The sequence below is a fragment of the Ancylobacter mangrovi genome (genome assembly GCF_024752335.1).
GTDB lineage: Bacteria > Pseudomonadota > Alphaproteobacteria > Rhizobiales > Xanthobacteraceae > Ancylobacter > Ancylobacter mangrovi.
In genome coordinates, this window is the sequence record NZ_JANTHY010000003.1 from 184,560 (window position 1) to 209,787 (window position 25,228).

The following is a 25,228-nucleotide window of genomic DNA, read 5'->3' on the forward strand; positions in this document are numbered from 1 at the left end:
ATGGCTGTTGACAGGCAATGAAAGCGGTTTCATTCTCATATGTAACCGCTTTCATTAGGGATGAGCCGTGGTCAAGCCGCCGCACACCTCCGCGCCCACCATCCGCCTCGTCGCCCGCGAGGCCGGCGTGTCGCAGGCGACGGTGTCGCGGGCCTTCTCGCAGCCGGAACTGCTGGCGCCGGCGACGGTGGAGAAGGTGCTCAGCACGGCCAAGCGCCTCGGCTACGTGCCCAACCAGGTGGCGCGGGCGCTCTCCACCGGGCGCACCCACAACATCGCGCTGATCCTGCCGGACGTCGCCAACCCGTTCTTCTCGGCGCTGATGCGCGGCGCGCAGGCGCAGGCCTACAAGCGCGGCTACGCCACCTTCCTCGGCGATTCGGACGAGACCGCCAGCCTCGAGGACCTGCTGCTCGACAAGCTCGCCGTGCAGGTGGACGGCTTCGTGCTCGCCTCGCCCCGCCTCGACGAGGAGCGCATCCGCCGCCACGCCGCCCGCCGGCCGCTGGTGGTCATCAACCGCGAGCTCGAGGGCATCGAGCGGGTGCTGGTCGACACCGCCAGCGGCTTCACCGACGCGGTGAAGCTGCTCGCCGGCTTCGGCCACCGCGTCATCGCCTATGTCGGTGCGCCGCGCTCCTCCTGGTCGAGCCAGCAGCGCGCGCGGGCGGTGTGCGAGACCGGGGCGGCGCTCGGCCTCAAGGTGGCGCAGATCGACGCCGCGCGGCCGAGCCACGAGGCGGGCCGGGCCTGCGTCGACCAGCTTCTGAACACCGGCGCCACCGCCGCGCTCGCCGTCGACGACGTGGTGGCGCAGGGCATCATGGCCGGCCTCGCCGACCGCGGGCTCTCGGTGCCGCACGATTTCAGCGTCGTCGGCTGCGACGACATCATCGCCACCACCACCTATCCGCCGCTGACCACGGTCAACGCCTATTGCGGCCTCGCCGGCGCCAAGGCGGTCGACCTGCTGCTCAACGGGCTGTCGGAGCCGGCGGCGCCGGTCGACACGCCGGTGATCGTCGGCGAGCTGATCGTGCGCGGCACCACGGGTCCCGCGCCGCAAGGAGGCGTGCCGAACGCAGGCGCGCCGACGGATCGCGATCCGTCCTCCCCCACCACGTCCCGCCGCCGTCCCCGGCGGCCCAAACCGGAGCCGCAGGCGGCCGGGCCTTCGTCCAGCAGGAAGAGCATATGATCGACGTTCGCTACTTCGAGACCAAGCAGGAAAGCGGCAGCGCCGCCGCGGCGCTGGGCGCCGAGGCCATCCGCCAGACGATCGCCGCGCGCGGCAGCGCCAACATCGTCATCGCGACCGGGGCGAGCCAGTTCGAGATGCTGGAGGCCCTGGTGGCGGCGGAGGGGATCGACTGGTCGCGCGTCACCGCCTTCCATCTCGACGAATATATCGGCATGCCGGACACGCATCCGGCGAGCTTCCGGCGCTACCTGAAGGAGCGCTTCACCGGCCGGCTGCCCGCGCTCGGCGCGTTCCATTTCGTCGAGGGCGACGCGCCTGACCTCGCCGTCGAACTCACCCGCATCAACGCGCTGATCGACCGGCACCCGATCGACGTGACCTTCGCCGGCATCGGCGAGAACGGGCACCTCGCCTTCAACGACCCGCCGGCCGATTTCGAGAGCACGGTCGCCTACAAGGTGGTCGAGCTCGACGAGCGCTGCCGGCGCCAGCAGTTCGGCGAGGGCTGGTTCCCGACCTTCGACGACGTGCCGACCGAGGCGATCTCGATGACGGTGCAGCGCATCCTGTCGAGCCGCGCCGTCATCCTCACCGTGCCGGACGAGCGCAAGGCCGAGGCCGTCCAGCACGTGCTGGAGGGGCCCGTCACCAATATGTGGCCGGCCTCGATCCTCCAGCAGCACCCCGCCTGCCACCTTTTCCTCGACCGTGCCGCCGCGAGCAGGCTCGCCAAGAAGCCGACCGCAGCGGACGCCTGATCTGCACCAGCCGGTGTCGGTCCCTTGACTGCTAACCAGAGTGGAGAGAACGAATGTCCTATGAGCGCTGGAAATCCAGCCTGTTTGCCGCAAGTGCCCTGCTCGTCTCGACGACCATCGGCGCGATGGCCGAGCCGGTCGTCATCAACGTCATCGACGTCGCCGGCGATCTGCAGATCAGCCAGCCGGCGCTGGAGAAGTTCCAGGCCGAGCATCCCGACCTGGTGTCGAAGTTCGTGTTCACCCAGGCGACCGCGCCCGAGCTCGCCGGCAAGCTGAAGGCGCAGCAGGATGCGGGCCGGGTCGACATCGACTTCGTGCTCACCGGCAACGACGCGCTCGCCGCCGGCATGGAGCAGGGCCTCTGGCTCGAGATCCTGCCGAAATACGCCGACATGTTCCCGGACCTGAAGAAGCTCTATCTCCCCGGCGCCTACCAGATGCAGGAGATGACGCGCGGCCAGGCCTTCGTGCTCGACTGGTACCCCTCCGGCCCGCTGCTCGAATACGCCCCGGACCGGGTGAAGGACGTGCCCGACACGCCCGAGAAGCTGATGGCCTACTGCAAGGCCAATCCGGGCAAGTTCATGTATGCGCGGCCGGCCAATTCCGGCCCCGGCCGCACCTTCGTGATGGGCCTGCCCTATCTGCTGGGCGACAAGGACCCGATGGACCCGGTGAAGGGCTGGGACAAGACCTGGGCCTATCTGAAGGAGCTGGACGGCTGCATCGAGTACTACACCTCGGGCACCACCGCCTCGATGAAGGAGCTGGCCAACGGCACGCGCGACATCATCGCCACGACGACCGGCTGGGACATCAACCCGCGCTACCTCGGCATCGTGCCTGAGGAGTACAAGGTCGGCGCCTTCAAGAACTTCCACTGGGTCGGCGACGCCAACCTGATGGCGATCCCGAAGGGTGTCCCGGAGGAGAAGCTGAAGGTCGTGCTCCAGCTCATGGCCTACCTGCTCAAGCCCGAGCAGCAGGCCTTCATGTTCGATCACGGCTACATGTATCCCGGCCCGTCCATCAAGGGCGTGACGCTCGACATGGCGCCGAAGGAGAGCCAGGAGACGATCGAGAAGTACGGCCGTCCCGAATATGCGAGCCTGATCGCCGACAACCCGACCGAGCCGCCGCTCGACGCGAAGGAACTGGTCGAGATGTTCGACAAGTGGGACCGCGAGATCGGCGCCGCCAAGATGCAGAAGTGAGCCTGCGGCCGGGCGGGCGGCTTCGTGCCGTCCGCCCTGTCCGCTGCCGCCCGATGCCTTTCCACGACAAGAAACGGGATTGAAAGCGATGGCGATCGCGTCCACCGGCTTTCGCGAGCTGCGGCTCGACCGGATGAGCCGGAACTTCGGCTCCCACAATGCGCTGAAGGAAATCAGCCTCACCGTGCAGCGCGGCGAGTTCATCGCCCTGCTCGGGCCCTCGGGCTGCGGCAAGTCGACGGCGCTCAACTGTCTCGCCGGCCTGCTGTCGCTCAGCGGCGGGGCGATCTGGCTCGACGACCGGCGCATCGATACGCTGAAGCCCGAGGAGCGCGGCTTCGGCATGGTGTTCCAGAACTACGCGCTGTTCCCGCACATGGATGTGCGCCGCAATGTCGGCTTCGGCCTGCAGATGCACGCCGTTCCTCGGGCCGAGGTGCAGCGGCGGGTCGACGAGGCGCTCGAGGTGGTGCGGCTCGCCTCGCAGGCGGGCAAGCTGCCCGGCCAGCTCTCCGGCGGTCAGCAGCAGCGCGTCGCCATCGCCCGCGCCATCGCGGTGGAGCCGCCGCTGGTGCTGATGGACGAGCCGCTCTCCAATCTCGACGCCAAGCTGCGGCTGGAGATGCGCGCGGAGATCCGCCGCATCCACCGGCTGCTGGGCTCGGCGACGATCTACGTCACGCACGACCAGGACGAGGCGCTTTCGCTTGCCGACCGCATCGTGGTGCTGCGCGACGGCGCGGTGCGCCAGGTCGGCACGCCGCAGGAGCTCTATCGCCGCCCGCTCCATGCCGACGTCGCCGAGTTCATGGGCTTCCGCAACGCGCTGGCGGGCCGGCTGGTGGCGCGCGAGGGGGCGGGGGTCGCGGTCGATTGCGGCTTCGCCGGCCCGATCCACGGGCGGCCGATCGACATCGGCGACGCGGCGGCGGGAACCGGCGTCACGGTCGCGATCCGCCCGGCCGACCTCGTCCCGGCGCCGGACGGGCCGATCGAGGCGGTGGTCAGCGGCATCGAGTATCGCGGCGAATCCTATTTCGGCACGGCGACCGGGCTGGGCGGGCAGGAGCTGTTCTTCCGCGCCGACCAGCCGCTCGCCCCCGGCGAGGCGGTCCGCCTCGGCGCGCCGGCCGAACGCGTGCTCGTCTATGAGAGGGGAGGCGCGAATGGCTGACGCCGCCGCCTCCTCCACGACCGCCCCCTCCGCCCGCCGGCGGCCGAGCCTCGCCGACCGCGGCCTCGACGGCGTCACGCTGCTGTTGCTGCCGGCGGCGCTCTTCATCGTGCTGCTGTTCGTCTACCCGTTTCTCTACGGGCTGGTGCTGTCCTTCATGCCGAAGGAGGGCGGGTGGCTCGGCAACTACACGCGCTTCTTCTCCGACCCGTACATGTACGGCACGATCTGGCTGACGGTGCGCCTCGCCCTGCCGGTGACGGTGCTCAACATCGCGCTCTCGGTGCCGATCGCCATGCAGGTGCGGCACATGACGCGCCAGCGGCTGCTGACCACGATCCTGGTGCTGCCGATCACGCTCGGCACGGTGCTGGTCGCCGAGGGGCTGCTGAACTATCTCGGCCCGCAGGGCTGGCTGAACCGCACGCTGATGCTGTTCGGCCTGATCGACCGGCCCATCCGCCTCGTCCACAATTACTGGGGCGTGTTCATCTCGCTGGTGATCACCGGCTTTCCCTTCACCTTCCTGCTCACCCTGTCGATGATCTCCGGCATCGACCCGGCGCTTGAGCAGGCGGCGGCGACGCTCGGCGCGCGGGCGCGGCACCGCTTCGCGCATATCGTCTTCCCGCTGATCGTGCCCGGCCTCGCCGTCACCTTCTGCCTCGCCTTCGTCGACGCGTTCTCGGTGTTTCCCTCGGCGGTGATGCTGGGCGCGCCGGCCGGCGAGACGCGGGTCATCTCCTTCGCGGCGGCGCAGGCGGCGTTCGAGCAGTACGACTACTCCTACGCCTCGGCGATCGCGATGATCATGGCGCTGGTGCAGTTTGGCTTCGTCGGCCTCGTGCTCGGGCTGCGCGGCCTGTTCTACAAGGGCCCGGCCGGCGGCGGAAAGGGCTGAACATGAACATGGACAACGTCCTCGAGAAGCTCTGGAAGACGGCGGTCTGGGCCTTCGTCATCCTGTTCGTGGTGAACGTCGTCGCCATGATCGCCACCGTCGTCGTCAACTCCTTCGGCACGCGCTGGCTCAATTCGTGGCTGCCCGCCGCCTTCACCTTCCGCTGGTACGCGGCGGCGTGGAAGGAGTTCCAGCTCGGCGACGTGCTCACCGTCACCTTCCAGATCGCCGGCGCGGTGGTGGTACTGTCGGCACTGTTCGGCGTGCCGGCGGCCTATGCGCTGGCGCGGCGCGACTTTCCCGGCAAGCCGCTGGTGATGGTGCTGTTCCTGCTGCCGCTGCTGGTGCCGCCGATCACCTTCGGCGTACCGCTGGCGACCGTGCTCTACAAGGTCGGGCTCGCCGGCACGATGTGGGGCGTCATCATCGCCAACCTCGTGCCGACATTGCCGTTCACGGTGATCCTGATGATCCCGTTCATCGAGCAGATCGACCCGAAGGTGGAGGCGGCGGCGCGGGTGTTCGGCGCCGGCACGGGCCGGCTGTTCTTCCACGTGCTGGTGCCGCTGCTGCTGCCCGGCCTCCTCGCCGCGTCGCTGCTGGCGATGGTGCGCACGGTGTCGATGTTCGAGCTGACCTTCCTCACCGCCGGCCCGTCGAGCCAGACGCTGGTGGTCGCGCTCTACTATTCGGTGTTCGCCGCCGGCGTGCGCGCGGGCCAGTCGATCGACGCCATGGCGGTGATCTACATGATGAGCACGCTGATCTGGCTCATCATCGCGCTGCGCTTCGTCAACCCGACCCAGATCGTCGCGCGGGTGAAGAAGTCGCCGGCGTGAGGTTCGGCAATACGAGCGTGCCAAGAGACAGGACGTGTCGGCGATGAGTGCCACACCGAGGATGCTGAGGCTCGACGCGAGGGACAATGTCGTCATCGCCCTCGATCCGCTCGAGCCCGGCATGCAGGCGGACGGCCTCACCGCCCGCGCGCGGATTCCGCGCGGCCACAAGATGGCGGCGCGCCCCATCGCGGCGGGCGAGCCGCTGGTCAAGTTCGGCCAGCCGATCGGCACCGCCAGCACCGACATCGCGCCCGGGGACTGGGTGCATGTCCACAATGTCGAGGCGGTGGTGCGGCCCGGCGCGGCGCGGGGCGAGGCTGCCGGTGCTGCGGCCGGATGCCCGGCCGCGGCGGCACCGGCGACCTTCCAGGGGTTCCGCCGCAGCGACGGGCGGACCGGCACGCGCAACTATATCGGCATCATCGCCTCGGTGAACTGCTCGGCCTCGGTCGCGCGCTTCGCCGCGCAGGAGATCGAGCGCTCGGGCCTGCTCGCCGATTATCCCTCGATCGACGGCGTGGTGCCGATCGTGCACGGCACCGGCTGCGGGCTCGCCGACCGCGGCGAAGGCTACGACGTGCTGCTGCGCACCCAGTGGGGCTATGCCTGCCATCCCAATTTCGGCGCCGTCGTCATGGTGGGGCTGGGCTGCGAGGTGTTCCAGATCGCGCGGATGAAGCGCGAATGCGGGATCGAGGAGAGCGACGGCTTCCGCAGCCTGTCGATCCAGGAGGCCGGCGGCACGCGCCATGCGGTGGCGCAGATCGTCGGCGCGGTGCGCGAGATGCTGCCCCATGCGGGCGCGGCGCGGCGGCAGGCGCGGCCGGCGGGCGAGGTGGTGCTCGGCCTCCAGTGCGGCGGCTCGGACGGCTATTCGGGGCTCACCGCCAACCCGGCGCTCGGCTTCGCCTCGGACCTGCTGGTGAGCGAGGGCGGCACCTCGATCCTTTCCGAGACGCCGGAGATCTACGGCGCCGAGCACCTGCTGATCCGCCGCGCGGCGCGCCCGGAGGTCTGCGAGCGGCTGATGGAGCGGCTGCGCTGGTGGGAGGCCTACACCGCCCGCAACGGCGCGGAGATGAACAACAATCCCTCGCCCGGCAACAAGGCCGGCGGCATCACCACCATCCTCGAAAAGTCGCTCGGCGCGGTGGCCAAGGGCGGCCACGCGCCGCTTGAGGCGGTCTATGAATATGCCGAACCGGTGCGCGCGCACGGGCTCGTCTTCATGGACACGCCGGGCTTCGATCCGGTCTCGGCGACCGGGCAGGTGGCGGGCGGGGCAAACCTGATCTGCTTCACCACCGGGCGGGGCTCGGCCTTCGGCTGCAAGCCCGCCCCCTCGCTCAAGCTGGCCACCAACAGCGAGATGTACTCCCGCATGCGCGACGACATGGATATCGACTGCGGCGAGATGCTGGAGGGCGTGTCGCTGGAACGCAAGGGACGGGAAATCTTCGACACGCTGTTGCGCGTCGCCTCGGGCGAGCCTACCCGGTCCGAGCAGCTCGGCTATGGCGACAACGAGTTCGTGCCATGGCAGATCGGCGCGGTCATGTAGCCGCCAGCCGGCTTCGCTTTCTCGCCTCCGTCCTCGCCGCCTCCCGCCGTTTCAGTGATGTCCCGATGAACCAGCATTCCGCGCATTTCGGCGCCCCGGCGCGCGCCCGCCCTGCGCGGCTCTCCGCCTGGCTGACGGAGCTCTTCCTGCCGCGCTGGATCGAGCGGACCGTGATGCCGGGACGGCCCGGCTATGTCGAGGAGGTGTTCCTGAAGGACGGCACGCCCGTCCCGGGGGACATGCGCGGCACGATGCTGACGGGCCGGCTCGTCCATACGTTCTGCCTCGCGCACGGTTTCGACGGCGCGCCGGCGACGCGGAAGGCGGCCGAGCACGGGCTCGGCTTCCTCCTCGACGCCTGCCGTCTCGCACCCGGCCGCTTCGCCCATACGGTGAATGCGGATGGCGGCGGCGCCGATGCCGAGGCCGACCTCTACGATCTCGCCTTCGTGCTGCTCGCCCTTGGCAGCTACGTGGCCATGAGCGGGGAGACCCGCCTCATCGCCATTGCCGGCGAGATCGGGGCGCGCCTCGACGGCGAGCTTTCCGATCCCCGGGGCGGCTATAGCGAGCCGGCGGGCGGGGAAGGCCCGCGCCGGCAGTTTCCGCAGATGCACCTGTTCGAGGCCTTCCTTCAGCTCGCCGGGCTCGACCCGGCGGGCGGATGGGACCTGAGGGCGGAACGCGTGCTCGACCTTGTCGGCCGCCTGACGGCGCCGGAAGACGGCACCGTTCCGGGCATCGACGAATGGTACGAGCCGGACTGGCGCCCGCTCGCGGATACGCGGCAGCGCGAGAGGGAGGCCGGCCACCATTTCGAATGGGCGTGGCTGCTCCATCGCCATGCGGCGACGGGCGGGCCGGCGCGGGCGGCGGAGATCGGCGACGCGTTCTACCGTGCGGGCCTGAAGGCCACGGGCGTCGGCGCGGGGCGGCTGGCGCGGCCAGTGCCGAACCGCCTCGACGGCGCGGGCCGTCCGCTGGCGCTCGGCCGGCCGCTCTGGCCGACGGGCGAATTGCTGCGCGCCTCGCTCGAGGCGCAGGCGATCGGGCGGGACATCGACCACGGCGCGCTCGCCGAGACGGCGCTCGACGCCCTGTTCGAGCATGCGCTCGACACGCGGACGGGGCTGTGGATCAACGAGACCGACGTGGACGGGCAGCCGGTGGGCGACACCGTGCCGGCGCGGGTGCTCTACCATATCGTCCCGCACCTCATCGCCTATCTCCGGGCGCTGCCCGGCGGCTGACGGCAGGCGTCGCGCCCGCGAGGTGTCGCGCGTTTTCGCCCCCGGGGCCGCGCTAGTGAGGCTCGACCTTCACCTTGTCGATGATGGTGAAGTCGGGAGCGAGCCGGCCGACCGCATCCTCGATCCGGATCTGCTCGCCGCGCGAGGTCACCTTGCCCTTCAGCGTGATGATCCGCTTGTCGAGCGACACGTCGACGGCGATGTCATCGGACTGGCGGCCGATCGCCTCGGCAAGGCGCTGGGTCAGGTTGGCGTTTTCCATGGGCTCCTCCTCATCTGCCGGCGGAGCCGAGCCGGCCCTGCCGACCCGGACCCGCAAGGACGCCGTCAGGCGGCGCGTATCGGTATCGTCGTCTCGGCCGGGGCCGCGGCGGTCTTGGGCAGCCTGATCGTCAGCACGCCCTTGGCGAAGCGGGCCTCGATCTTGCCGGGGTCGATCCCCTCCGGCACGCGGAACGAGCGCAGGAACGAGCCGTAGCGCCGCTCGGAGAGGTGGTAGCCCTTCTCGCGCTGCTCCTTCTCGTCCTTCTTCTCGCCGCGGATGGTCAGGGTGCCGTTCGACAGCTTGACCTCGACATCCTTCTCGTCGAGGCCGGGCAATTCGGCGGTGATCTCGAATTCCTTGTCCTTCTCGGCGACGTCGACCGCCGGCGCGAGGCTGCGGCCGCGGAACACGTCGTCCTGGAACACGGAGCGCGCCAGCGGCCAGGATGGCAGGCCGAAACGGTCGAACAGCTGTTCCATCTCCCGGCGAAGCGGGTCGAACGGCGTCCACGCCTCCGGGGGCGAGGCGGGACCGGATGGCGGTTTGGCGGGAAGCTTGGTGGGCACTGCCATGACACTCTCCCTGATGCACCGATGATGAAATGGGAGGACGCCCGCACGCGGGCTCCTTCGGTGGTGAGCAGATACCCAGTCGTCCGTGCCCGCATTGACATGCAGCAAGCGGCGGCAGCCGCCGGACCACAAAATCGTGTGTTCGGGCCGCCGGCTTCGGGCTGCCGCACCGGCGCATGAAGGCGATGGCGGGGGTGTCGCCTGCGGCGCCGGCAGGCCCGTCAGTGCATGCGCGAGGCGGGGCGGGGCTGCGGGCCGTTTGCGGGCGCCGAGCCGATGGTCAGCAGATTATCGACGCCGGTGACGCCGCGAATGTCCTCGACCGCCGCCTCGGCGAGGGCGGCCTGGTGCCAGTTGGCGACGCAGCCCTTCAGCGTCACCCTTCCGTGCCGCACCGTGACCTCGATGCCGCCGGGAAAGGTGGGCGAGCGCAGGAGCCGCACCCTGGCGCGGAGGGCGATCTCGTGGTCGACCGAGCGCGAGGGGTGGCGGCAGGCAATGCCCAGATCCTCCTCGACATGCCGGACCCCGGGAAGCGCCGTGACGATGCGCGCGGCGATCGCCTTCTCGGCATAGCTCCCCACGCGCCCGCTCAGCGTGACGACACCGCCCTTGGCGGCGACGCTGATACGGCTGGCGTCGATCCGGCCGTCGCGCCGAAGCGCATCGGCGGCCCGCTCCTGAAGCATCCTCTCGCTCATCTTTCCGCTCCACGGTTCCACGGTCATGGCGGCGACCTGATGAGCGTAACGCCGCGGGCGGGCGGGACTCTTGAGATGCATCAACCGTGAGATGCATCGACCGTGCGGCCGCATGGCGCGCCCGGGCCTTCCGGGGCCCGCAAGGGCCGTTGATCGACATCAAGGGACCGCGCCGCCGGCCGTGAGAACGTAACGTCAATCATAGATGGGAGGTGACAATGAAGGCTCGTGACGTAATGACGGCGCCGGTGATAACGGCGAAGCCAACCGACACCGTGGCGCAGGTGGCGAGGACGCTTCTGGAACACCGCATCGGCGGGGTGCCGGTGGTCGACGATGCCGGCGCGCTGATCGGCATCGTCAGCGAGGGTGATCTGATCCGCCGGATCGAGGCGGGCACGGCGCGCCGGCGCTCGTGGTGGCTCGAGGCGATGCTCGACGACTCGACGCTGGAGCTCGAATATGTGAAGTCGCACGGCCGCACCGCCTCCGACGTGATGCGCCGCTCGGTCGTCACCGCCACGCCCGACGCCCCGCTGCACGAGATCGCCTCGCTGTTCGAGGGGCACGACATCAAGCGGGTGCCGATCGTCGAGGACGGCCGGCTGGTCGGCATCGTGAGCCGCTCCAACCTCATCCAGGCCGTGGCCACGCCGCGGGCGGCGAATCTCGACATCCCGGTCACCGACAGCGCGATCCGCAGCCGGGTCATGGAGCGGCTGCGCGAGCAGCCATGGGCTCATACCTGGCGGCTCAACATCACCGTCGACGACGGGGTGGTCGGCCTGTGGGGCATCGCCAATGCCGATGCCGAGCGCCACGCGCTGCGCGTCGTCGCCGAGACCACTCCCGGCGTGCGGGCGGTGCAGGATCACCTGATCAAGGAGCCGCCGGGCGGTTGGGCGTGACACCGCGCCCCGCCTGCCTGCGGCCCGAGCGAGGGTCCGAGCATGTACAGACACATCCTCATCCCGGTGGACGGTTCCCCGCTCTCCATGACGGCGATGGAGACGAGCATGGCCTTCGCGCGCGACGCCGGCGCGAAGGTGACGGCGCTGATGGTGGTGGAGCCGTTCCACCTGTTCACCATGTCGCCCGAGCAGATCGAGGCGACCCGCGAGGAGTATGAGCGCCTCTCGCGTGCGCAGGCGGACCATTGCCTCGCGGCGGCGGCGCGCGAGGCGGAGCGGTTCGGCGTGCCATGCGAGGTGGTGCAGCTCGAGAGCGACGATCCCTATCTCGGCATCATCGACACGGCGACGCAGCGCGGGTGCGACCTCATCGCCATGGCCTCGCACGGCCGGCGCGGCATCGCCGCGCTGATGCTCGGCAGCGTGACGCTGAAGGTGCTCACCCATTCCAGCATCCCGGTGCTGGTCTACAGGTGAGGGGACGCCCGCGCCCCGGCAGACCCGGGCGGGACCTGAGGCGCACCTTCAGGCGGTGCCCTCCGGCCCCGCGCCGGGGCTAGGCGGCGTCCCATTCCGGCGCGAAGGGCGGGCGGACGAAGCGCTGGCCCTTCGGCAGGGCGGCGATGGCGGCGCGATCGCGCTCGTCGAGCCGGATGCCGAGCGCGTCCAGATTGGCCTGCTGGCTTTCGGGTCGCGCGGCCTTCGGGATCACCGCGACGCCGGGCTGGTCCAGCAGCCAGGCGATCGCCATCTGGGCGGCGCTGGCGCCGTGGCGGCGGCCGAGCGCGGCGAGTGTCGGGTCGTCCGCCGCACGCCCCTGGACGAGCGGGGCGCAGGCCGTGAGCGGAATGCCCTTCCCGCGCAGATAGGCCAGCATCGGCGCCTGCGACAGGAACGGGTGGTACTCGACCTGAAGGCTGGCGATGGGGGCGCCGATCTCCTCGACCGCCCGGCGCATCATCGGCAGGTTGAAGTTGCACACGCCGATGGCCCGGGTCAGGCCCTTCTCGCGTAGCGCCGTCATCGCTTCCAGTGTCGCCGCCATGTCCATGCCGCGCGCGGGCCAGTGGATCATGTAGAGATCGACATGGTCGAGCCCGAGCCGGCGCAGGCTCGCGTCGAACGCCCTTGCGAGCGCGTCCGGCGCGAGCTGGTCGTGCCAGACCTTGGTGGTGACGAAGAACGCCTCCCGCGCGATGCCGGACGCGGCGATGGCGGCGCCGACCGCGGCCTCGTTCTCGTACATGGCGGCGGTGTCGATGTGCCGGTAGCCGAGCGCGATCGCGCTCTCGACCGCCGGGCGGGCATCGGCGCCCGGCATGCGGAAGGTGCCGAAGCCGAGGCGGGGTATCGCGACGCCCTGGGTGCCGATGGTCTCCATGACGATTGCCTTTCGCGGTTCTCAGCCGGCCGTCCGCGCCCTGTCGGCCTCGACGAGACCGGCGATGACGGTTTCGAGCGTGGTCGTGCCCTTCAGGGCCGAGGCGCCGTGGTCGTGGAACTCGATCCAGCCCTCGTTGAAGCCGTCGAGCATGCGGATGCGCGGCAGCGGGTTGCGCGCGCCCTGCGAACGGAAGATCGCTTCCCAGCTCCCGCGCGGCACCGGCTCGACCCGTACGGGGCGGCCGATTGCATCGGCGAAGGCACGGGCAAGGTCGTCCGGCGAGACGCGCGCCGGGCCTTCGAGCTCGACGATGCGCGTGCCGCTCCATGTCTCGCGAAGCAGCGCGGCGGCGGTGCGGCCGACATCCTGCGTCGCCACCATCGGGAATTTCCGGTCGGCCGGCTGCAGGAAGCTGCACAGCACGCCCTCCTCGCGCGCGGCCGGAACGTCCCAGAGCGCGTTCTCCATGAACCAGCCGGGCCGCAGGAAGGTGACCGGAAGGCCGAGCCCGCCGAGCGCTTCCTCCAGCAGGGTGCGCTGGGTCAGGAGGTTCTCGTGCGGCGCGTCGGCGCCAATGGTGGAGAGGCACACCACGCGGGCGGGGCGGGCCTGCATCAGGGCGGCGGCGATGGCGTCGACGACGCGCCGTGCTTCGGGGAAGCCGGGTTCGGGATCGAACTCGGACGGCGGCAGGACGAAGACCGCCTCGGCGCCCGCGAACGCAGCGGCGAGGCTTGCCGCGTCGTCCATGTCGGCGAGGGCGATGGCGCAGCCCTTCGCCTCCCACGGCCCGGCCTTGGCCGCGTCGCGCAGGACGGCGCGGACGGGCAGCCCTTCGGCGAGGAGCGTGCGCGCGAGCGCACCGCCGACCTGGCCGGTGATTCCGGTGATGGCGTACATGAGGGTTCTCCAGACGATGGTTCGGGGGCGGGCTCAGGCGAGGCCGTGATAGAGCCCGCGCTCGCCGGCGCCTCAGCGATGGGCCTTTGTAGGCTTGGCGATGGCGTGATTCACGCGCATTAAAATCACTGCTATCGTGACTCAAAATCACCTTCAGCGAGGACACGGGACCCGATGTCGTTCGATACGCGGCTTCTCGCCGGCGTCGGCGTGCTGGCCGCCGTGAGTGAGGCCGGCAATTTCGCGCGCGCGGCCGAGATGCTGGGGCTGACGCCGTCGGGCGTGAGCCGCGCGGTCGCCCGGCTCGAGGCCCGCGTCGGGGTGCGGCTGTTCGACCGCAACCCGCGCGAGGTCAGCCTCACCGAGGAGGGTCGGCGCTTCCACGCGCAGGTGATGCCGCTGCTGGCCGGGCTGGAGGAGGCCGCCGCCGAGGCCGCCGGCGCCGCTGCGCTGGTGCGCGGGCGGCTGCGCGTCTCGGTCGACCCTTGGTTCGCCCGCACGGTGCTCGCGCCGGAGCTGCAACGCTTCCTCGCCCGCTATCCGGCGTTGTCGGTGGATGTCTCCACCAGCAATTATCGCGAGGAAATGATGGCCGGCGTGGATGTGGCTGTTCGCTTCGGCCCGCCGGACGCCTCATCGCTGATCGCCCGCAAGCTGCTCGATACGCCGGTGCTGACGGTCGCCGCGCCGGCCTATCTCGAGCGGCATGGCGAGCCGCGCTCGCCGCACGACCTCGTCCATCACGAGGCGCTGCTGTTCCGCGATCCGCAGACCGGGCTGCCCTTCGCCTGGGAGTTCCATCGCGGGGGGAAGGCGGTCGAGGTGAAGGTGTCGAGCCGGCTGGTGCTGGACGACCCTTCCGTCGCGGTGTCGGCCTGCGTCGCGGGGCAGGGCATCTTCCAGAGCCTCGCGCTCGGGCTGGCGCCGTTGCTGGCGCGCGGGGAGCTGGTGCAGATCCTGCCCGATTGGTCGGAAGAGCTCTACCCACTCTACGCCTACCACCCCTCGCGTCATCTGCCGCCGGCGAAGGTGAGGGCCTTTCTCGACTTCATCCAGGAGATCGCCGCGCGCGGCTGAACCCGGGCGCATTCGGGACGCGAAGAACCTACTCGAGCGTTCGCGGGGCGGCGCCGAGTTCGAGCCAGTCGAGCTCCTCCTCGATCCGGTGGAAGGCGTCGTCGCCGATGGTGCCGTTGCGCCGCAGCTCGAGTGCGGTGTCGCGCGCGGCGGCGAGGGCCTGGCGGCGCAGCCGGTTCTCCGACGTGTCGAACTCCTGGCGGTCCCGCGTCTGCCGGGCCATGTCGCCATATTCGCGGCGCACCGCCTCGGCGGTGTCGGAGGTGTCGTCGCCGATGGCCGAGATGGCGGCCTTGAGCGCCAGCTTGCGGGCCGTGCGGAACTCCTGCTCGACCGAGTGGTCGTCGCCCAGCGGCAGGCGCCGCAGCAGCAGCGGCAGGGTCAGGCCCTGCACCAGCAGGGTGCCGACCACCACCACGAAGGCGCACATCACGATGAGTTCGCGATAGGGAAAGCCGTCCGGCAGGGCATAGGCGGTCGCCAGCGTGACGATGCCGCGCATGCCGCACCATCCGATGATGAGGCTGTCGCTGCCGCTCAGCGTGTCGGGCGTCCGTCCCGCGCGCAGGCGACCGGCGAGGCGGCCGGCCCATCGCGTGATCACCTGATAGCTCACCACCCAGACCAGCCGCACCAGAATGACCGTGAGCAGCACCACCAGCGCGACGCCGGCATAGGTGGTGCTCTGCCAGGGGCCGAGCTGCGCGAGGATCGGGCGCAACTGCAGTCCGATCAGCACGAAGGCCATGGTCTGCAGCACGAAGACGGTGGTCTCCCACACCGCGTAGGAGGGCACGCGCAGGCGCGCGCTCATGCGCAGTCCGCTCGTGCGCGCCAGCACCATGGCGTAGACGACGATGGTGATGACGGCGGACAGGTGCAGCCGCTCGGCGAGGATCCACACGCCGAAGGTGCTGATGAATTGCAGGATGATGGAGCTCGGCGCGTCCTCGTTGAAATAGGCTAGCGGCCGGGTGATGAGCCTGGCGAGCGCCACGCCGAGCGCGAGGCTGCCGACGATGACGAGGCCGAAGGTCGGCAGCGCGCCGGCGGGCGAGAAGCCGCCGGCGAGCACCGCGGCGACGGCGAGCCGGTAGATCAGCAGCGCCGAGGCATCGTTGAGCAGGCTCTCGCCCTCGAGGATGACGACGAGGCGGTGCGGCGGGCGCACGCGGCGCAGGATCGCCGTCGCCGCGACGGCGTCGGGCGGGGCGACGATGGCGCCAAGCGCCACCGCCGCGCCCCAGGGCAGGTCCGGCACCAGCCAGCGCGCGACCGCGGCGACCGCGAGCGTCGTCACGCCGACGGCGATCACCACTAGGCTGCCGACGGAAAGCCAGTTGCTGCGCAGGTCGCGGGGTGAGGAATCGTACGCCGCATCGAGCAGGATCGGCGCCACGAACAGCGCCAGCACCAGCTCCGGCTCGAGCGCGATGGCGGGGATGTCCGGCACCAGCGCCAGCGCGGTCCCGGCGATGGCGAGCACGACCGGGTAGGGAATGCCGGCGCGCCGCGCCCCGTCCGACAGCAGCACTGCGCCGAGCATGAGCACAAGGACCGACTCGAAGAGGATCATCGCCGGCGCCCTGCATGCGTGGTCGGGATTGATGTCGTTCGCCATCAATCAGACGGTAGATGCCCGGCTCGTGCAAGCATCCACGGCCGCGGGCCGGTGTGCCGGAGGGGCTGCGTGAGGGGCGCGCGGGCGCCGGGGCTCATCGCGAGTCGCCCATCGGCATTCGTTTCAACGATGGCGCCATGCCGGGAAATGTCGATCCCGTGGAGCCTCTACGAGAAAAGAAGATTTTCCGCATGGGGGGCATGATGAAACGTTTACCCGAACGGTCGGTTCAACCATAGTGCGGGGCCAGCAGAGTTGCGCCGTCGGCGGCGCGGGCGCCGCCCCGCATGCCGCCGTAAGGCCGGAGACAGGAATTGCCGTCCATGCCCCAGGAACCGACATTCGAGTTCTTTCACCTCGAGTCCAGCGACGGCGTCGCCGTCCTCACCGTCGACCGGCCGCCGGTGAACGCCTTCTCGCGGGAGGTCTATGAGGATCTCGCCCGGGTGATCGACCATATCGAGGCGACGCCGGCGATCCGGGTGGTGGTGTTGGCCTGCAAGCCGGACGCCAAGGCCTGGATAGGCGGCGGCGATCTCAAGGAGTTCCTCTCCTTCACCGCCGAGACCCGCCGGGCGCGGCACGACTATGTGGAGGGCGTCACCGACCGCTTCTACCGGCTCTCCTGCCCGACGGTGGCCGCCATCACCCGCCCCGCGCTCGGCGGCGGCATGGTGTTCGCGAGCTTCTGCGACATCCTCGTTTCGGCCGACACCGCCTTCTTCGCCATGCCGGAGGTCGACCGCAGCCTCACCGGCGGCGCGGGGGCCTATTTCAACCGGCTCAACCTGCCGGTCAGCTTCATCCGCGAGATGATCCTCACCGGCCGCCGGCTCAGCGCCGCCGAGCTGCGCGAGGTGGGCTTCCTCAACCACGTGCTGCCCGAGGACCAGGTGATGGACAAGGCGATGGAGATCGCCCGCATCATCGCGGCCAAGAGCTCGGCGGCGGTGCGGGCGATCAAGCAGAGCGCCAATCTCATCGATACGGTCGGCTGGGACGAGGGCCGCGCGGCGGCGCACGAAATGAGCGCGACCAAGCTGGTCGACGGGCCCGACTACAAGGAGGCGATCTCCGCCTTCCTCGAGCGCCGCAAGCCCGCATTCAACGCCGACTGACGGCGCGTCGACACGTTGCGGCGGCACGCCTTCGCCGCCGGGCGCTACTCGCCGTGGAACACCGGCTCGCGCTTCTCGGCGTAGGCGGCGATGGCCTCGACCCGGTCGCGCGACTGCGCGGTGGGGTAGTGGGCCTCGAGCTCGAAGCGGAAGCCGGTGGCGAAATCGGTGTCCAGGGCGATGTCGAGCGCCTTCTTGGCCTGGCGCACCGCGAGCGGCGCGTTGCCGGCGATGGTGCGCGCCACCGCCAGCGTCTCCTCCATCAGCTCCGGGCCGGGCACCACCTTGTTGACCAGCCCCCATTCGAGGGCCTGCCGGGCCGGGAACATCTCGCCGGTGAGGATCATCTCCTTGGCGCGCCGCAGGCCGCAGGCGCGCGGCACGTTCTGCGTCGCCCCGGCGCCCGGCGAGATGCCGCGCTTCACCTCCGGCAGCGAGAAGCGGGCGCTGTCGCTCGCATAGGCGAAATCGACCGCCGCCACGATCTCGCAGCCGCCGCCGACCGCCGCCCCGTTCACGGCGGCGACGATCGGCACCGGGCAGTCGGCGATCTGGCGGACCAGCCGCTCGGTCAGCGCGCGATGCCGGCGCAGGGCCGCCGGCGCCATGTCCTGGCGCTCCTTCATGTCGCCGCCGCCGCAAAAGATGCGCTCGCCCGCGCCGGTGAGGACGACACAGCGCGTCGCGCCAGCATCGACATAGAGCTCCCAGAGCCAGTGGTTGAGCTCCTCGACCATGGCGAGGTTGAGCGCATTGCCCGAGGCGGGGCGGTTGAGCGTCACCACGAGGACGTGGTCGAGCGGCTGCACCAGCAGCGTCTCATAGGTCGCGGCCACAGGGACCTCCGTCGGTTCAGGTAAACGTTACACGACGCTCGTCGGTGCGCCGTTTCGTTCGGCCATATTGACATTGGCACGTGGCCGCGTGCTAGTGGAAAAACGTTTTAATAAGGCGTGTTCCGATGGCGCTCTCGTCCGGCCGGGGCGATCCTCGGGCGGCCCCGGCCGCGCTTCCCGCCTCCCTTCGCGGAAATCTCCATGACCCGGCACGGCCCGTCGGCGCTCTTGTTCGCCACCATGTATCCGCAGACCGTCATGTCGATGATGGTGCTGACGCCGCCGGTGGTGGCCGAGCAGGTGACGGCCACCTATGGCCTGCCGGCGGAAACGGCGGGGCTCTATGCGGCGGTGAGCTATTTCTTCGTCGCCGTCGGCGCGCTCTCCACGGCCTCGCTGATCTCGCGCGTCGGGCCGTTGCGGCTGAGCTTCGCCTGCATCGTCGCCGGCGGGCTGGCGCTGGCGATCTTCGGCCTCGGCTCCTTCGCCTGGGTGGTGCTGGCGACGGTGCTGATGGGGCTGTGCTACGGCCCGCTGACCCCGGCGAGCCAGCAGGCGATCGCCAATGCCGACCCGATCGCCAATATCGCGCTGTTCCTGTCGGTCCGGCAGACCGCGGTGCCGCTCGGCGGCATGCTGGCGGGCCTGATCGTCCCGGCGCTGGTGGTGCGCTCGAACCTCGAGACCGCGCTTCTCGTGCTCGGTCTCGGCGTGACGTTGTCCGGCCTCCTCGCCGGCAGCCTGCTCGGTGTGGTGCGCCACGAGCCGCGCGCGCCCCGCGCCCCGGCGCGGGCGGGCTTCTTCGCGCCGCTGCGGCTGATGTTGACCCATCGCTCGCTGCTCGCCATCTCCTTTGCCTCGACCGTCTATGGCGCGCTGCAACTCGTCGTGTCCTCGCTGCTGGTGGTGTTCCTGATGCGCGAGCTCGGCCGCGACCTGGTGACCGCCGGCCTGATGCTGGGCATCAGCCAGGCGGCGGCGGTGATCGGGCGGATCGGCTGGGGCCTCGTCGCCGACCGGGTGGGGCGGCTGCGCGGCACGCTCGGCGCCATCGGCCTCGGCATGGCGGGCGCCTGCACCGCGGCCTGGCTGCTCACCCCGGCAAGCCCGGACCCGGTGGTGGCGCTGGTGGCGTTCCTGCTCGGCGCCACCACCAGCGGCTGGAACGGGGTGTTCCTCGCCAGCCTGATGCAGGCGGTGCCGACCGCGCAGGCCGGATTCGTGGCGAGCGGGGCGCTGCTGTTCTCCTATCTCGGCATCGTGCTCGGTCCGCCGCTGTTCGGGGCGCTGGCGGCGTTCATCGGCTTCCCGGCGGCCTTCCTGCTGCTCGGCGTGCTCGCCGTCGGCGGAACCGCGCTGTGCTGGCTGCCGCCCTCGCCGGGTGCGCCGCGTCGACAAATAGTCGACATTTAATGGCGCGGTCCTCGTCCGGGGAAATGACCAATCCTGCGAAGATGCCGATACGGCTTTAATTCTGTGGCATTAATCCACCAGATGGGTGACGCGCCGCCGCAGTGCTCTTGACCGTCAATCACAAAATGTCGACACTATTGCAACGGGGCCGGAGCGTGCCGGTTCGCCGACAAGGAGAGAGAAAATGACGGGAGTGAGCGGCCTGATCACGGGCACCCTGGAACATCTGCGCCGCCCGCTGGTGCGCAACATCACCAAGGGCCAGCGCGTGCTGGTGCTGTCCGACACCGAACACGACCCGCGGGTGTGGCAGGCCATCATGACCATCCTCGCCGACATCGAGGCGGACGCGACGCTGTGCCTGTTCGGCCGCCGCCCGGCCGACTATTACGACCCGCCGGCGGCCGTGTGCGAAGCGATGATGAAGTCGGACGTGAACGTCCTGTGCTCGTCGACCGGCATGCTGCACTGCGCGGCGAGCCTGCGCTCCATGGAGGCGGGCATCCCCTCGATCTGCCTCGACGGCGGCATGAAGCTCGAATGGCTGCAGTCCGGCGCCATCACCGACGACATGAAGCAGATCGCGGTGCGCAAGCACTATGTCGGCAAGAACGTGTTCGGCGCCGAGGCCAAGACCTGCCGCGTGACGTCGCGCTACGGCACCGATTTCAGCTATTCGGTCGAGAACATGATCTGGATCCCACCGCTGCCGTCCGACAGCTTCGATCCCTACAAGATCATCAATTTCCAGAAGGACGAGAACCGGCCGGCGGGCAAGCTTTACTACTATCTGTACCCGACCGGCGAGTTCAACGTCGCCCCCATCGAGGGCACGGCCGAGGGCAAGCTGGTGATCGACCTCACCATGCACCATCTCGGCCTGCTCGGCTCGCCGATCGAGCTCACCGTGGAGAAGGGGCGCATCGTCGATATCGACGGCGGCGTGGACGCGCGCATTCTGCGCGACTTCCTCGCCACCTATGGCGACGAGAACGCCTATATGTGCCCGGCCGAGGCTTCGGTCGGCGTCAATGCCAAGGCGGTGGTGCGCGGCATCCAGCGCGAGGACAAGAACATCATGGGCACGATGCATTTCGGCCTCGGCACCAATGTCGATGTCGGCGGCTCGATCATGTCCAAGATCCACATGGACGGCGTGATCCTCGAGCCGACGCTCTATGTCGACGGGGTCAAACGGATCGACAATGGACGCTTCCTCGTTCCCATCGAAGGCAACGCGTGAGACGGCGCGGCCGGGTCACGCGCCCGGCCGCTTTCCAGGCCCGGACTAGGCCGCCGCAGCGGCCTGACGGCGGCGGCGGCGCGAGCGCATCGGCAGGGGAACGCCGCCATCGGCATAGAGCTGCTCCAGCGCGGCGAGCGCGTGCAGGTGGTTGGAGCGGATCAGCACGTCGGCGAGCGGCGCGTCCTGCTCCTCGATGGCGGCCAGGAGCTGCACATGGTGGGCCATGGAGCGCTCGCGCCGCGTGGGCTGGGTGAGCGAGAGCCGGCGCAGGCGCAGCGTGCGCAGCAGCAGCGAATCCAGGATGCGCTTGGCCGTATTGTTGTAGGCGGCCATGGTCAGCCGGTTGTAGAACTCGACATTCGCCCAGAGATAGGCCGACAAATCGTGCGCGTCGTGCGCCGCGCTCAGCCGCGCGAGCTGCTCGCGCAGGGATTCGAGGTCGGCGTCGGTGCGAAGGCGCGCCGCGTCGGAGGCGACCGCGCCGAACAGCACCGCGCGCACGCGGTAGATCTCGCGCGCCTCGGCGATGTCGAGCACGGCGACGTGCGGGCGGCGGCGCTGGGGAATGCGCACCAGCCCCTCCTTCTCCAGCAATAACAGCGCCTCGCGGATCGGCGTGCGGCTGGTCTCGTAGCGCTCGGCGAGCTCGACCGAGCTGAGATCCTCGCCGCTCTGGCGGATGTTCTCGACGATCTCCGCCCCGACCTCGCAGGCGACGCGCGAGACCAGAGATGGCCGGTCATGGTGCTCGGCGACGATGCGGCGGATCACCAGCACGGCGTTGAGAAAGGATTCGGACTGGCTTGAGGGTGCGGTCGCGATCCAGGCGTCGGCCTGCTCGAAGTCGGGCCTGTTCAACGATGTGCCGCCTTCCATGTCAGCGCCATGGCCGCGTCCCGGCCCGGCTTCGGGCCTCCAGTGTAGCCGCCGGCGGCCAATCCTGTCGACAAAATAGGGTGTGGGCGAGAATCGGCCGGCGGGCCGGACGATCTCGGGCGATCCGGGTCCGAGATGCGGCTACTTGTATATTTGTCGACATTATTTGGCGACGACATGTGGAAACGAGAGCATCGAAGGCGGGCGGATCGTGTATCGACAGACGGTTTCCAAGCGATTTCATCTGCCTAAATCATGAAAATCGATATGTTTTCCATGAACTGACCGCCAAGCGAGGCCGAGGGCAGACGCCGCCCGGTCTGGCGGCCTCAACGCCCGAAATGTCAAATCTGTCGACACATAACTTGACGCTCTGGAAACGATCCGGTTCAATGACGGTGCCAACGCCAAGACCACGAACAAGGCACAAGGGAGGAACTTCATGAAACTGGGCCATTCCTGGCTCCTGGGCGGTACGCTCGCGGCCTCGCTGGCCGCGACGCCGGTGCTCGCGCAGGATTCGCTCGTCGTCGCCGCCTTTGGCGGCAAGCACGGCGAGACGCTGCAGAAATGCGTCATCAAACCGTTCATGGACAAGACCGGCGTGCGCGTGACCGTCGACCAGGGCGTGTCGACCGTCACCGTCTCCAAGCTGAAGCAGCAGCGCGACAACCCCTCGCTCGACATCGTCTGGCTCGACGGCGAGGTCTCGCAGGTCGCCGAGGCGGACGGGCTGTTCGCCGACATCGACCCGGCCAAGGTGCCGAACGTCGCCAACATGATCCCGGAGGGCGTCTACAAGAACAAGGACGGCAAGATCACCGGGCTCAGCGACGGCTATTATTCGGTCGGCATCGTCTACAACAAGGACGAGATCAAGCAGGCGCCGACGTCCTGGTTCGACCTGTGGAAGCCCGACTTCGCCGGCAACGTGACCTGGCCGTCCATGTCCGACGGCTCCGGTCCGGCGATGCTGGTCTATGTCTCCGAGCTGCTCGGCGGCGGGGTGACCAACCTCAAGCCCGGCGCCGACAAGCTGAAGCAGCTCGACGTCGCCGCCTTCTACGATTCCGGCGGCAATGCCAGCAACATCCTCGCCCGCAAGGAAGCCACCATCGGCGTGCTGGACAGCGGCGCGGTGTGGGCGCTGGCCGATGCGCATCCGTTCGAGGTCGGCTTCGTCATCCCGAAGGAGGGCGGCCTCGCCTCCGACGCCCGGCTGCACCTCATCAAGCCGTCCAAGGCGGCCTATGACTTCCTCAACTACGCGATGACCGCCGAATCCCAGGGCTGCATCGCCGAGAACTACTTCTACGGCCCGGCCGTGAAGGACGTGAAGCTGAGCGAGAAGGCGCGCTCGCGCCTGCCCTGGGGGCCGGAAGGCTCGATCAAGGACCTGCGCTTCTCCGACGTGAACGCCATCAACGCGCATCGCCAGGAGATCCTCGACACGTGGAACCGCGACGTCCTCGGACGGCGCTGAGCCCGAGTGCTTCAGGAGCAGGCCCGACCATGCCCCTCATCGCCATCGACGGCATGACCAAGTCCTACGGCTCGCTGAAGGTCCTGAAAGGGGTTTCGCTCGACGTCGAGGAGGGCGAGTTCGTCGCCCTCCTCGGCCCTTCCGGCTGCGGCAAGACCACGCTGCTGCGCGCCATCGCCGGTTTCGTCGACACCGATGGTGGCGATATCCGCATCGCCGGCCGGTCGATGACCGGCGTGCCGCCGAATCGCCGCCCGGTGAACATGGTGTTCCAGAACTACGCGCTGTTCCCGCATCTGAGCGTGCGCGACAACGTCGCCTTCGGCCCGCGCCGGAACGGCGTCGCCTCGGGCGAGGTCGCCGGCATCGTCGACGGCGCGCTCGCCACCGTCGGCATGAGCGCCTATGCCGACCGCCTTCCCCAGCAGCTTTCCGGCGGCCAGCAGCAGCGCGTCGCGCTCGCCCGCGCCATCGCCAACAAGCCCAAGGTGCTGCTGCTCGACGAGCCGCTCGGCGCGCTCGACCTCAAGCTGCGCAAGCGCATGCAGATGGAGCTGAAGCACCTCCAGCAGAAGCTCGGCATCACCTTCCTGTTCGTGACCCACGACCAGGAGGAGGCGCTGGTGATGGCCGACCGCATCGTCGTCATGCATGACGGCGCCATCGCCCAGATCGGCAGCGGCGAGGACATCTATGCACGCCCGCAAAGCCGCTACGTCGCCGACTTCATCGGCGAGGCCAACATCCTTCCCTGCGCGGTGGCGGCCGACGGCAGGCTGAGGCTGGCGGGGGAGGGGATCGATCTTCCCTATCGCGTCGCCCCCGGCACCGCCGAGCCGGCGCTGCTGGTGCGGCCGGAGGAAGTCCGGGTCGGCGCGGCGCCGCAGGGCGGGGTCGAACTCGCCGCCACCGTGATGGACCGGGTGTTCGTCGGCAATGCGACGCGCATCTTCGCCCGGCTCGGCAGCGGGCAGGAGATCGTCATCCACCAGACCGGCGCGGGCGCGGGGCCGAGCGAGGGCGACGCGATCCGCATCGGCTGGGCGCACGACGCCGCCCGCGTGCTGACGAGCTGAGCGATGCGCATCACTCGCTTCTGGGCGGCGATCCTGCTCGGCATTCCGCTGATCTACCTGATCGTCTTCTTCGTCACGCCGCTTTGCATGGTGCTGGCGGACAGCTTCTCGAACAAGGCGGGCGAGCTGACCTTCGAGAACTACGCCACCGTGCTCGGCGACATCTATTACTGGGAAGTGCTGGGCTACACGCTGTGGCTGGCGCTGGTGACCTGCGTCGCCACGCTGCTGCTCGGCTACCCGCTCGCCTATTACCTCACCCTGGTCGAGCGCCGGGCCTTCGTGAAGCGGCTGTGCTTCATCCTGATCCTCATGCCGCTCTTCACCTCCAGCATCGTGCGCTCCTTCGGCTGGCTGGTGCTGCTCGGGCGCGAGGGGCTGATCAATGACGGGCTGGTGATGCTCGGCATCATCGGCCGGCCGCTGCGCCTGCTCTCCACCCAGACCGCGATCATCGTCGGCATGATCTACGTCATGCTGCCCTTCATGGTGCTGGCGATCGCCAGCGTGCTGCAGAACCTCAACCCCTCGCTGCGCGAGGCAGCGCGCGATCTCGGCGCCTCCGCCTTCTCCACCTTCCTGCGCGTGACGCTGCCGCTGAGCGTGCCCGGCATCGTCGCCGGCACGCTGATCGTCTTCACCCTGTCCATCTCCAGCTATGTGACGCCGCGCATCATGAGTGGGGGGCGCTCGGTCGTCTCCTCGATGCTGATCTACGACCAGTTCCTGCTGGTGTTTAACCCCTTCCTCGGCAGCGCCATCGCGGTCGTGCTGCTTGTCACCTGCTTCGTGCTGATCATCGCCTACACGCTGATCCTCGAACGCAAGCCGGTGCGGAGCTGATC

At 69.4% G+C, this 25,228-nt stretch carries 25 protein-coding genes; 17 read left to right on the forward strand and 8 right to left on the reverse strand.

From position 1 onward, the window contains the following. The first annotated feature begins 67 nt into the window (after window positions 1-67). The 8 genes from NVS83_RS10555 (at window position 68) to NVS83_RS10590 (ending at window position 8,904) form a co-directional block, all read left to right on the forward strand. The gene (locus NVS83_RS10555) at window positions 68-1,198 is read left to right on the forward strand and encodes a LacI family DNA-binding transcriptional regulator (protein WP_258739266.1); all 1,131 of its coding nucleotides are present in this window, start codon (window positions 68-70) and stop codon (window positions 1,196-1,198) included. Continuing rightward, window positions 1,195-1,959 (forward strand): glucosamine-6-phosphate deaminase, encoded by a 765-nt coding sequence (locus NVS83_RS10560; protein WP_258739267.1) that lies wholly within the window; start codon window positions 1,195-1,197, stop codon window positions 1,957-1,959. Before NVS83_RS10555 ends, NVS83_RS10560 begins: the two co-directional genes overlap by 4 nt. Window positions 1,960-2,012: 53 nt before the next feature. Beyond that, the gene (locus NVS83_RS10565; RefSeq protein ID WP_258732876.1) at window positions 2,013-3,176 is read left to right on the forward strand and encodes an extracellular solute-binding protein; all 1,164 of its coding nucleotides are present in this window, start codon (window positions 2,013-2,015) and stop codon (window positions 3,174-3,176) included. 88 nt (window positions 3,177-3,264) lie between these two features. Further along, entirely contained in the window at window positions 3,265-4,350 is a 1,086-nt protein-coding gene (locus tag NVS83_RS10570) for an ABC transporter ATP-binding protein (protein ID WP_258739268.1), read from the forward strand. After that, window positions 4,343-5,251 (forward strand): ABC transporter permease, encoded by a 909-nt coding sequence (locus NVS83_RS10575; RefSeq protein ID WP_258739269.1) that lies wholly within the window; start codon window positions 4,343-4,345, stop codon window positions 5,249-5,251. Before NVS83_RS10570 ends, NVS83_RS10575 begins: the two co-directional genes overlap by 8 nt. An 8-nt stretch (window positions 5,252-5,259) precedes the next feature. Continuing rightward, complete coding sequence (locus tag NVS83_RS10580) at window positions 5,260-6,090, forward strand: ABC transporter permease (RefSeq protein ID WP_374115051.1); 831 nt, start codon at window positions 5,260-5,262, stop codon at window positions 6,088-6,090. A 43-nt stretch (window positions 6,091-6,133) separates the two neighbouring features. Next, window positions 6,134-7,654 carry a UxaA family hydrolase gene (locus NVS83_RS10585; RefSeq protein WP_258739272.1) on the forward strand — a complete coding sequence of 507 codons (1,521 nt, stop codon included), beginning with the start codon at window positions 6,134-6,136 and terminating at the stop codon, window positions 7,652-7,654. A gap of 65 nt (window positions 7,655-7,719) precedes the next feature. Further along, window positions 7,720-8,904 (forward strand): AGE family epimerase/isomerase, encoded by a 1,185-nt coding sequence (locus NVS83_RS10590; RefSeq protein ID WP_258739273.1) that lies wholly within the window; start codon window positions 7,720-7,722, stop codon window positions 8,902-8,904. 52 nt (window positions 8,905-8,956) lie between these two features. Here the strand turns inward: NVS83_RS10590 and NVS83_RS10595 are convergent, their stop codons facing one another. The 3 genes from NVS83_RS10595 to NVS83_RS10605 form a co-directional block, all read right to left on the reverse strand. Beyond that, window positions 8,957-9,166 carry a BON domain-containing protein gene (locus NVS83_RS10595; RefSeq protein WP_258739274.1) on the reverse strand — a complete coding sequence of 70 codons (210 nt, stop codon included), beginning with the start codon at window positions 9,164-9,166 and terminating at the stop codon, window positions 8,957-8,959. 65 nt (window positions 9,167-9,231) lie between these two features. Continuing rightward, window positions 9,232-9,741: an Hsp20/alpha crystallin family protein gene (locus NVS83_RS10600; protein ID WP_258739275.1), complete on the reverse strand. Its 510-nt coding sequence runs from the start codon at window positions 9,739-9,741 to the stop codon at window positions 9,232-9,234. Window positions 9,742-9,962: 221 nt separating this feature from the next. Beyond that, on the reverse strand, window positions 9,963-10,442 hold the full coding sequence (locus tag NVS83_RS10605) for a BON domain-containing protein (protein ID WP_258739276.1): 480 nt from the start codon (window positions 10,440-10,442) through the stop codon (window positions 9,963-9,965). Window positions 10,443-10,660: 218 nt separating this feature from the next. On the opposite strand from NVS83_RS10605, the gene NVS83_RS10610 reads away from it, so the two are divergent. Then, complete coding sequence (locus NVS83_RS10610; RefSeq protein ID WP_258739277.1) at window positions 10,661-11,350, forward strand: CBS domain-containing protein; 690 nt, start codon at window positions 10,661-10,663, stop codon at window positions 11,348-11,350. Between the two features lie 42 nt (window positions 11,351-11,392). Beyond that, the gene (locus tag NVS83_RS10615; protein WP_258739278.1) at window positions 11,393-11,830 is read left to right on the forward strand and encodes a universal stress protein; all 438 of its coding nucleotides are present in this window, start codon (window positions 11,393-11,395) and stop codon (window positions 11,828-11,830) included. A 79-nt stretch (window positions 11,831-11,909) separates the two neighbouring features. Here NVS83_RS10615 and NVS83_RS10620 read toward each other — a convergent pair whose 3' ends face one another. Continuing rightward, window positions 11,910-12,734, reverse strand: a complete 825-nt coding sequence (locus NVS83_RS10620) for an aldo/keto reductase (RefSeq protein WP_258739279.1) — start codon at window positions 12,732-12,734, stop codon at window positions 11,910-11,912. A gap of 21 nt (window positions 12,735-12,755) precedes the next feature. Further along, window positions 12,756-13,637 (reverse strand): NmrA family NAD(P)-binding protein, encoded by an 882-nt coding sequence (locus tag NVS83_RS10625; protein ID WP_258739280.1) that lies wholly within the window; start codon window positions 13,635-13,637, stop codon window positions 12,756-12,758. A gap of 174 nt (window positions 13,638-13,811) precedes the next feature. On the opposite strand from NVS83_RS10625, the gene NVS83_RS10630 reads away from it, so the two are divergent. Next, complete coding sequence (locus NVS83_RS10630; protein ID WP_258739281.1) at window positions 13,812-14,714, forward strand: LysR family transcriptional regulator; 903 nt, start codon at window positions 13,812-13,814, stop codon at window positions 14,712-14,714. Window positions 14,715-14,742: 28 nt separating this feature from the next. Here NVS83_RS10630 and NVS83_RS10635 read toward each other — a convergent pair whose 3' ends face one another. Continuing rightward, window positions 14,743-16,290 carry a cation:proton antiporter gene (locus NVS83_RS10635; protein WP_258739282.1) on the reverse strand — a complete coding sequence of 516 codons (1,548 nt, stop codon included), beginning with the start codon at window positions 16,288-16,290 and terminating at the stop codon, window positions 14,743-14,745. A 368-nt stretch (window positions 16,291-16,658) separates the two neighbouring features. Between NVS83_RS10635 and NVS83_RS10640 the strand changes: the two genes are divergently transcribed. Continuing rightward, window positions 16,659-17,453 carry an enoyl-CoA hydratase/isomerase family protein gene (locus NVS83_RS10640; RefSeq protein ID WP_258739283.1) on the forward strand — a complete coding sequence of 265 codons (795 nt, stop codon included), beginning with the start codon at window positions 16,659-16,661 and terminating at the stop codon, window positions 17,451-17,453. 44 nt (window positions 17,454-17,497) lie between these two features. On the opposite strand, the gene NVS83_RS10645 is transcribed toward NVS83_RS10640, so the two are convergent. Beyond that, complete coding sequence (locus NVS83_RS10645) at window positions 17,498-18,289, reverse strand: enoyl-CoA hydratase/isomerase family protein (protein ID WP_258739284.1); 792 nt, start codon at window positions 18,287-18,289, stop codon at window positions 17,498-17,500. Between the two features lie 201 nt (window positions 18,290-18,490). On the opposite strand from NVS83_RS10645, the gene NVS83_RS10650 reads away from it, so the two are divergent. Together NVS83_RS10650 and NVS83_RS10655 are read left to right on the forward strand one after the other, a co-directional pair. Continuing rightward, window positions 18,491-19,702 (forward strand): MFS transporter, encoded by a 1,212-nt coding sequence (locus NVS83_RS10650; protein WP_258739285.1) that lies wholly within the window; start codon window positions 18,491-18,493, stop codon window positions 19,700-19,702. Between the two features lie 184 nt (window positions 19,703-19,886). Next, window positions 19,887-20,945 carry an aminopeptidase gene (locus tag NVS83_RS10655; RefSeq protein ID WP_258739286.1) on the forward strand — a complete coding sequence of 353 codons (1,059 nt, stop codon included), beginning with the start codon at window positions 19,887-19,889 and terminating at the stop codon, window positions 20,943-20,945. A 45-nt stretch (window positions 20,946-20,990) separates the two neighbouring features. Here the strand turns inward: NVS83_RS10655 and NVS83_RS10660 are convergent, their stop codons facing one another. Beyond that, a complete protein-coding gene (locus tag NVS83_RS10660) occupies window positions 20,991-21,806 on the reverse strand; it encodes a GntR family transcriptional regulator (RefSeq protein ID WP_258739287.1) in 816 nt (271 codons plus the stop codon). 460 nt (window positions 21,807-22,266) lie between these two features. Between NVS83_RS10660 and NVS83_RS10665 the strand changes: the two genes are divergently transcribed. The 3 genes from NVS83_RS10665 to NVS83_RS10675 are packed head-to-tail and all read left to right on the forward strand — an operon-like array spanning window position 22,267 to window position 25,226. Continuing rightward, on the forward strand, window positions 22,267-23,307 hold the full coding sequence (locus tag NVS83_RS10665) for an ABC transporter substrate-binding protein (RefSeq protein ID WP_258739288.1): 1,041 nt from the start codon (window positions 22,267-22,269) through the stop codon (window positions 23,305-23,307). A gap of 29 nt (window positions 23,308-23,336) precedes the next feature. Further along, window positions 23,337-24,383: an ABC transporter ATP-binding protein gene (locus tag NVS83_RS10670; RefSeq protein WP_258739289.1), complete on the forward strand. Its 1,047-nt coding sequence runs from the start codon at window positions 23,337-23,339 to the stop codon at window positions 24,381-24,383. A gap of 3 nt (window positions 24,384-24,386) precedes the next feature. After that, window positions 24,387-25,226, forward strand: a complete 840-nt coding sequence (locus NVS83_RS10675; protein ID WP_258739290.1) for an ABC transporter permease — start codon at window positions 24,387-24,389, stop codon at window positions 25,224-25,226. Window positions 25,227-25,228 lie beyond the last annotated feature (2 nt).

Coding starts and splice junctions, on each gene's coding strand:
- NVS83_RS10670 (WP_258739289.1), top strand. CDS start 23,337: ATGCCCCTCATCGCCATCGACGGCATGACCAAGTCCTACGGCTCGCTG.
- NVS83_RS10580 (WP_374115051.1), top strand. CDS start 5,260: ATGGACAACGTCCTCGAGAAGCTCTGGAAGACGGCGGTCTGGGCCTTC.
- NVS83_RS10640 (WP_258739283.1), top strand. CDS start 16,659: ATGCCCCAGGAACCGACATTCGAGTTCTTTCACCTCGAGTCCAGCGAC.
- NVS83_RS10610 (WP_258739277.1), top strand. CDS start 10,661: ATGAAGGCTCGTGACGTAATGACGGCGCCGGTGATAACGGCGAAGCCA.
- NVS83_RS10600 (WP_258739275.1), bottom strand. CDS start 9,741: ATGGCAGTGCCCACCAAGCTTCCCGCCAAACCGCCATCCGGTCCCGCC.
- NVS83_RS10655 (WP_258739286.1), top strand. CDS start 19,887: ATGACGGGAGTGAGCGGCCTGATCACGGGCACCCTGGAACATCTGCGC.
- NVS83_RS10570 (WP_258739268.1), top strand. CDS start 3,265: ATGGCGATCGCGTCCACCGGCTTTCGCGAGCTGCGGCTCGACCGGATG.
- NVS83_RS10575 (WP_258739269.1), top strand. CDS start 4,343: ATGGCTGACGCCGCCGCCTCCTCCACGACCGCCCCCTCCGCCCGCCGG.
- NVS83_RS10565 (WP_258732876.1), top strand. CDS start 2,013: ATGTCCTATGAGCGCTGGAAATCCAGCCTGTTTGCCGCAAGTGCCCTG.
- NVS83_RS10630 (WP_258739281.1), top strand. CDS start 13,812: ATGTCGTTCGATACGCGGCTTCTCGCCGGCGTCGGCGTGCTGGCCGCC.
- NVS83_RS10675 (WP_258739290.1), top strand. CDS start 24,387: ATGCGCATCACTCGCTTCTGGGCGGCGATCCTGCTCGGCATTCCGCTG.
- NVS83_RS10590 (WP_258739273.1), top strand. CDS start 7,720: ATGAACCAGCATTCCGCGCATTTCGGCGCCCCGGCGCGCGCCCGCCCT.
- NVS83_RS10635 (WP_258739282.1), bottom strand. CDS start 16,290: ATGATCCTCTTCGAGTCGGTCCTTGTGCTCATGCTCGGCGCAGTGCTG.
- NVS83_RS10605 (WP_258739276.1), bottom strand. CDS start 10,442: ATGAGCGAGAGGATGCTTCAGGAGCGGGCCGCCGATGCGCTTCGGCGC.
- NVS83_RS10585 (WP_258739272.1), top strand. CDS start 6,134: ATGAGTGCCACACCGAGGATGCTGAGGCTCGACGCGAGGGACAATGTC.
- NVS83_RS10650 (WP_258739285.1), top strand. CDS start 18,491: ATGACCCGGCACGGCCCGTCGGCGCTCTTGTTCGCCACCATGTATCCG.
- NVS83_RS10625 (WP_258739280.1), bottom strand. CDS start 13,637: ATGTACGCCATCACCGGAATCACCGGCCAGGTCGGCGGTGCGCTCGCG.
- NVS83_RS10615 (WP_258739278.1), top strand. CDS start 11,393: ATGTACAGACACATCCTCATCCCGGTGGACGGTTCCCCGCTCTCCATG.
- NVS83_RS10620 (WP_258739279.1), bottom strand. CDS start 12,734: ATGGAGACCATCGGCACCCAGGGCGTCGCGATACCCCGCCTCGGCTTC.
- NVS83_RS10560 (WP_258739267.1), top strand. CDS start 1,195: ATGATCGACGTTCGCTACTTCGAGACCAAGCAGGAAAGCGGCAGCGCC.
- NVS83_RS10595 (WP_258739274.1), bottom strand. CDS start 9,166: ATGGAAAACGCCAACCTGACCCAGCGCCTTGCCGAGGCGATCGGCCGC.
- NVS83_RS10665 (WP_258739288.1), top strand. CDS start 22,267: ATGAAACTGGGCCATTCCTGGCTCCTGGGCGGTACGCTCGCGGCCTCG.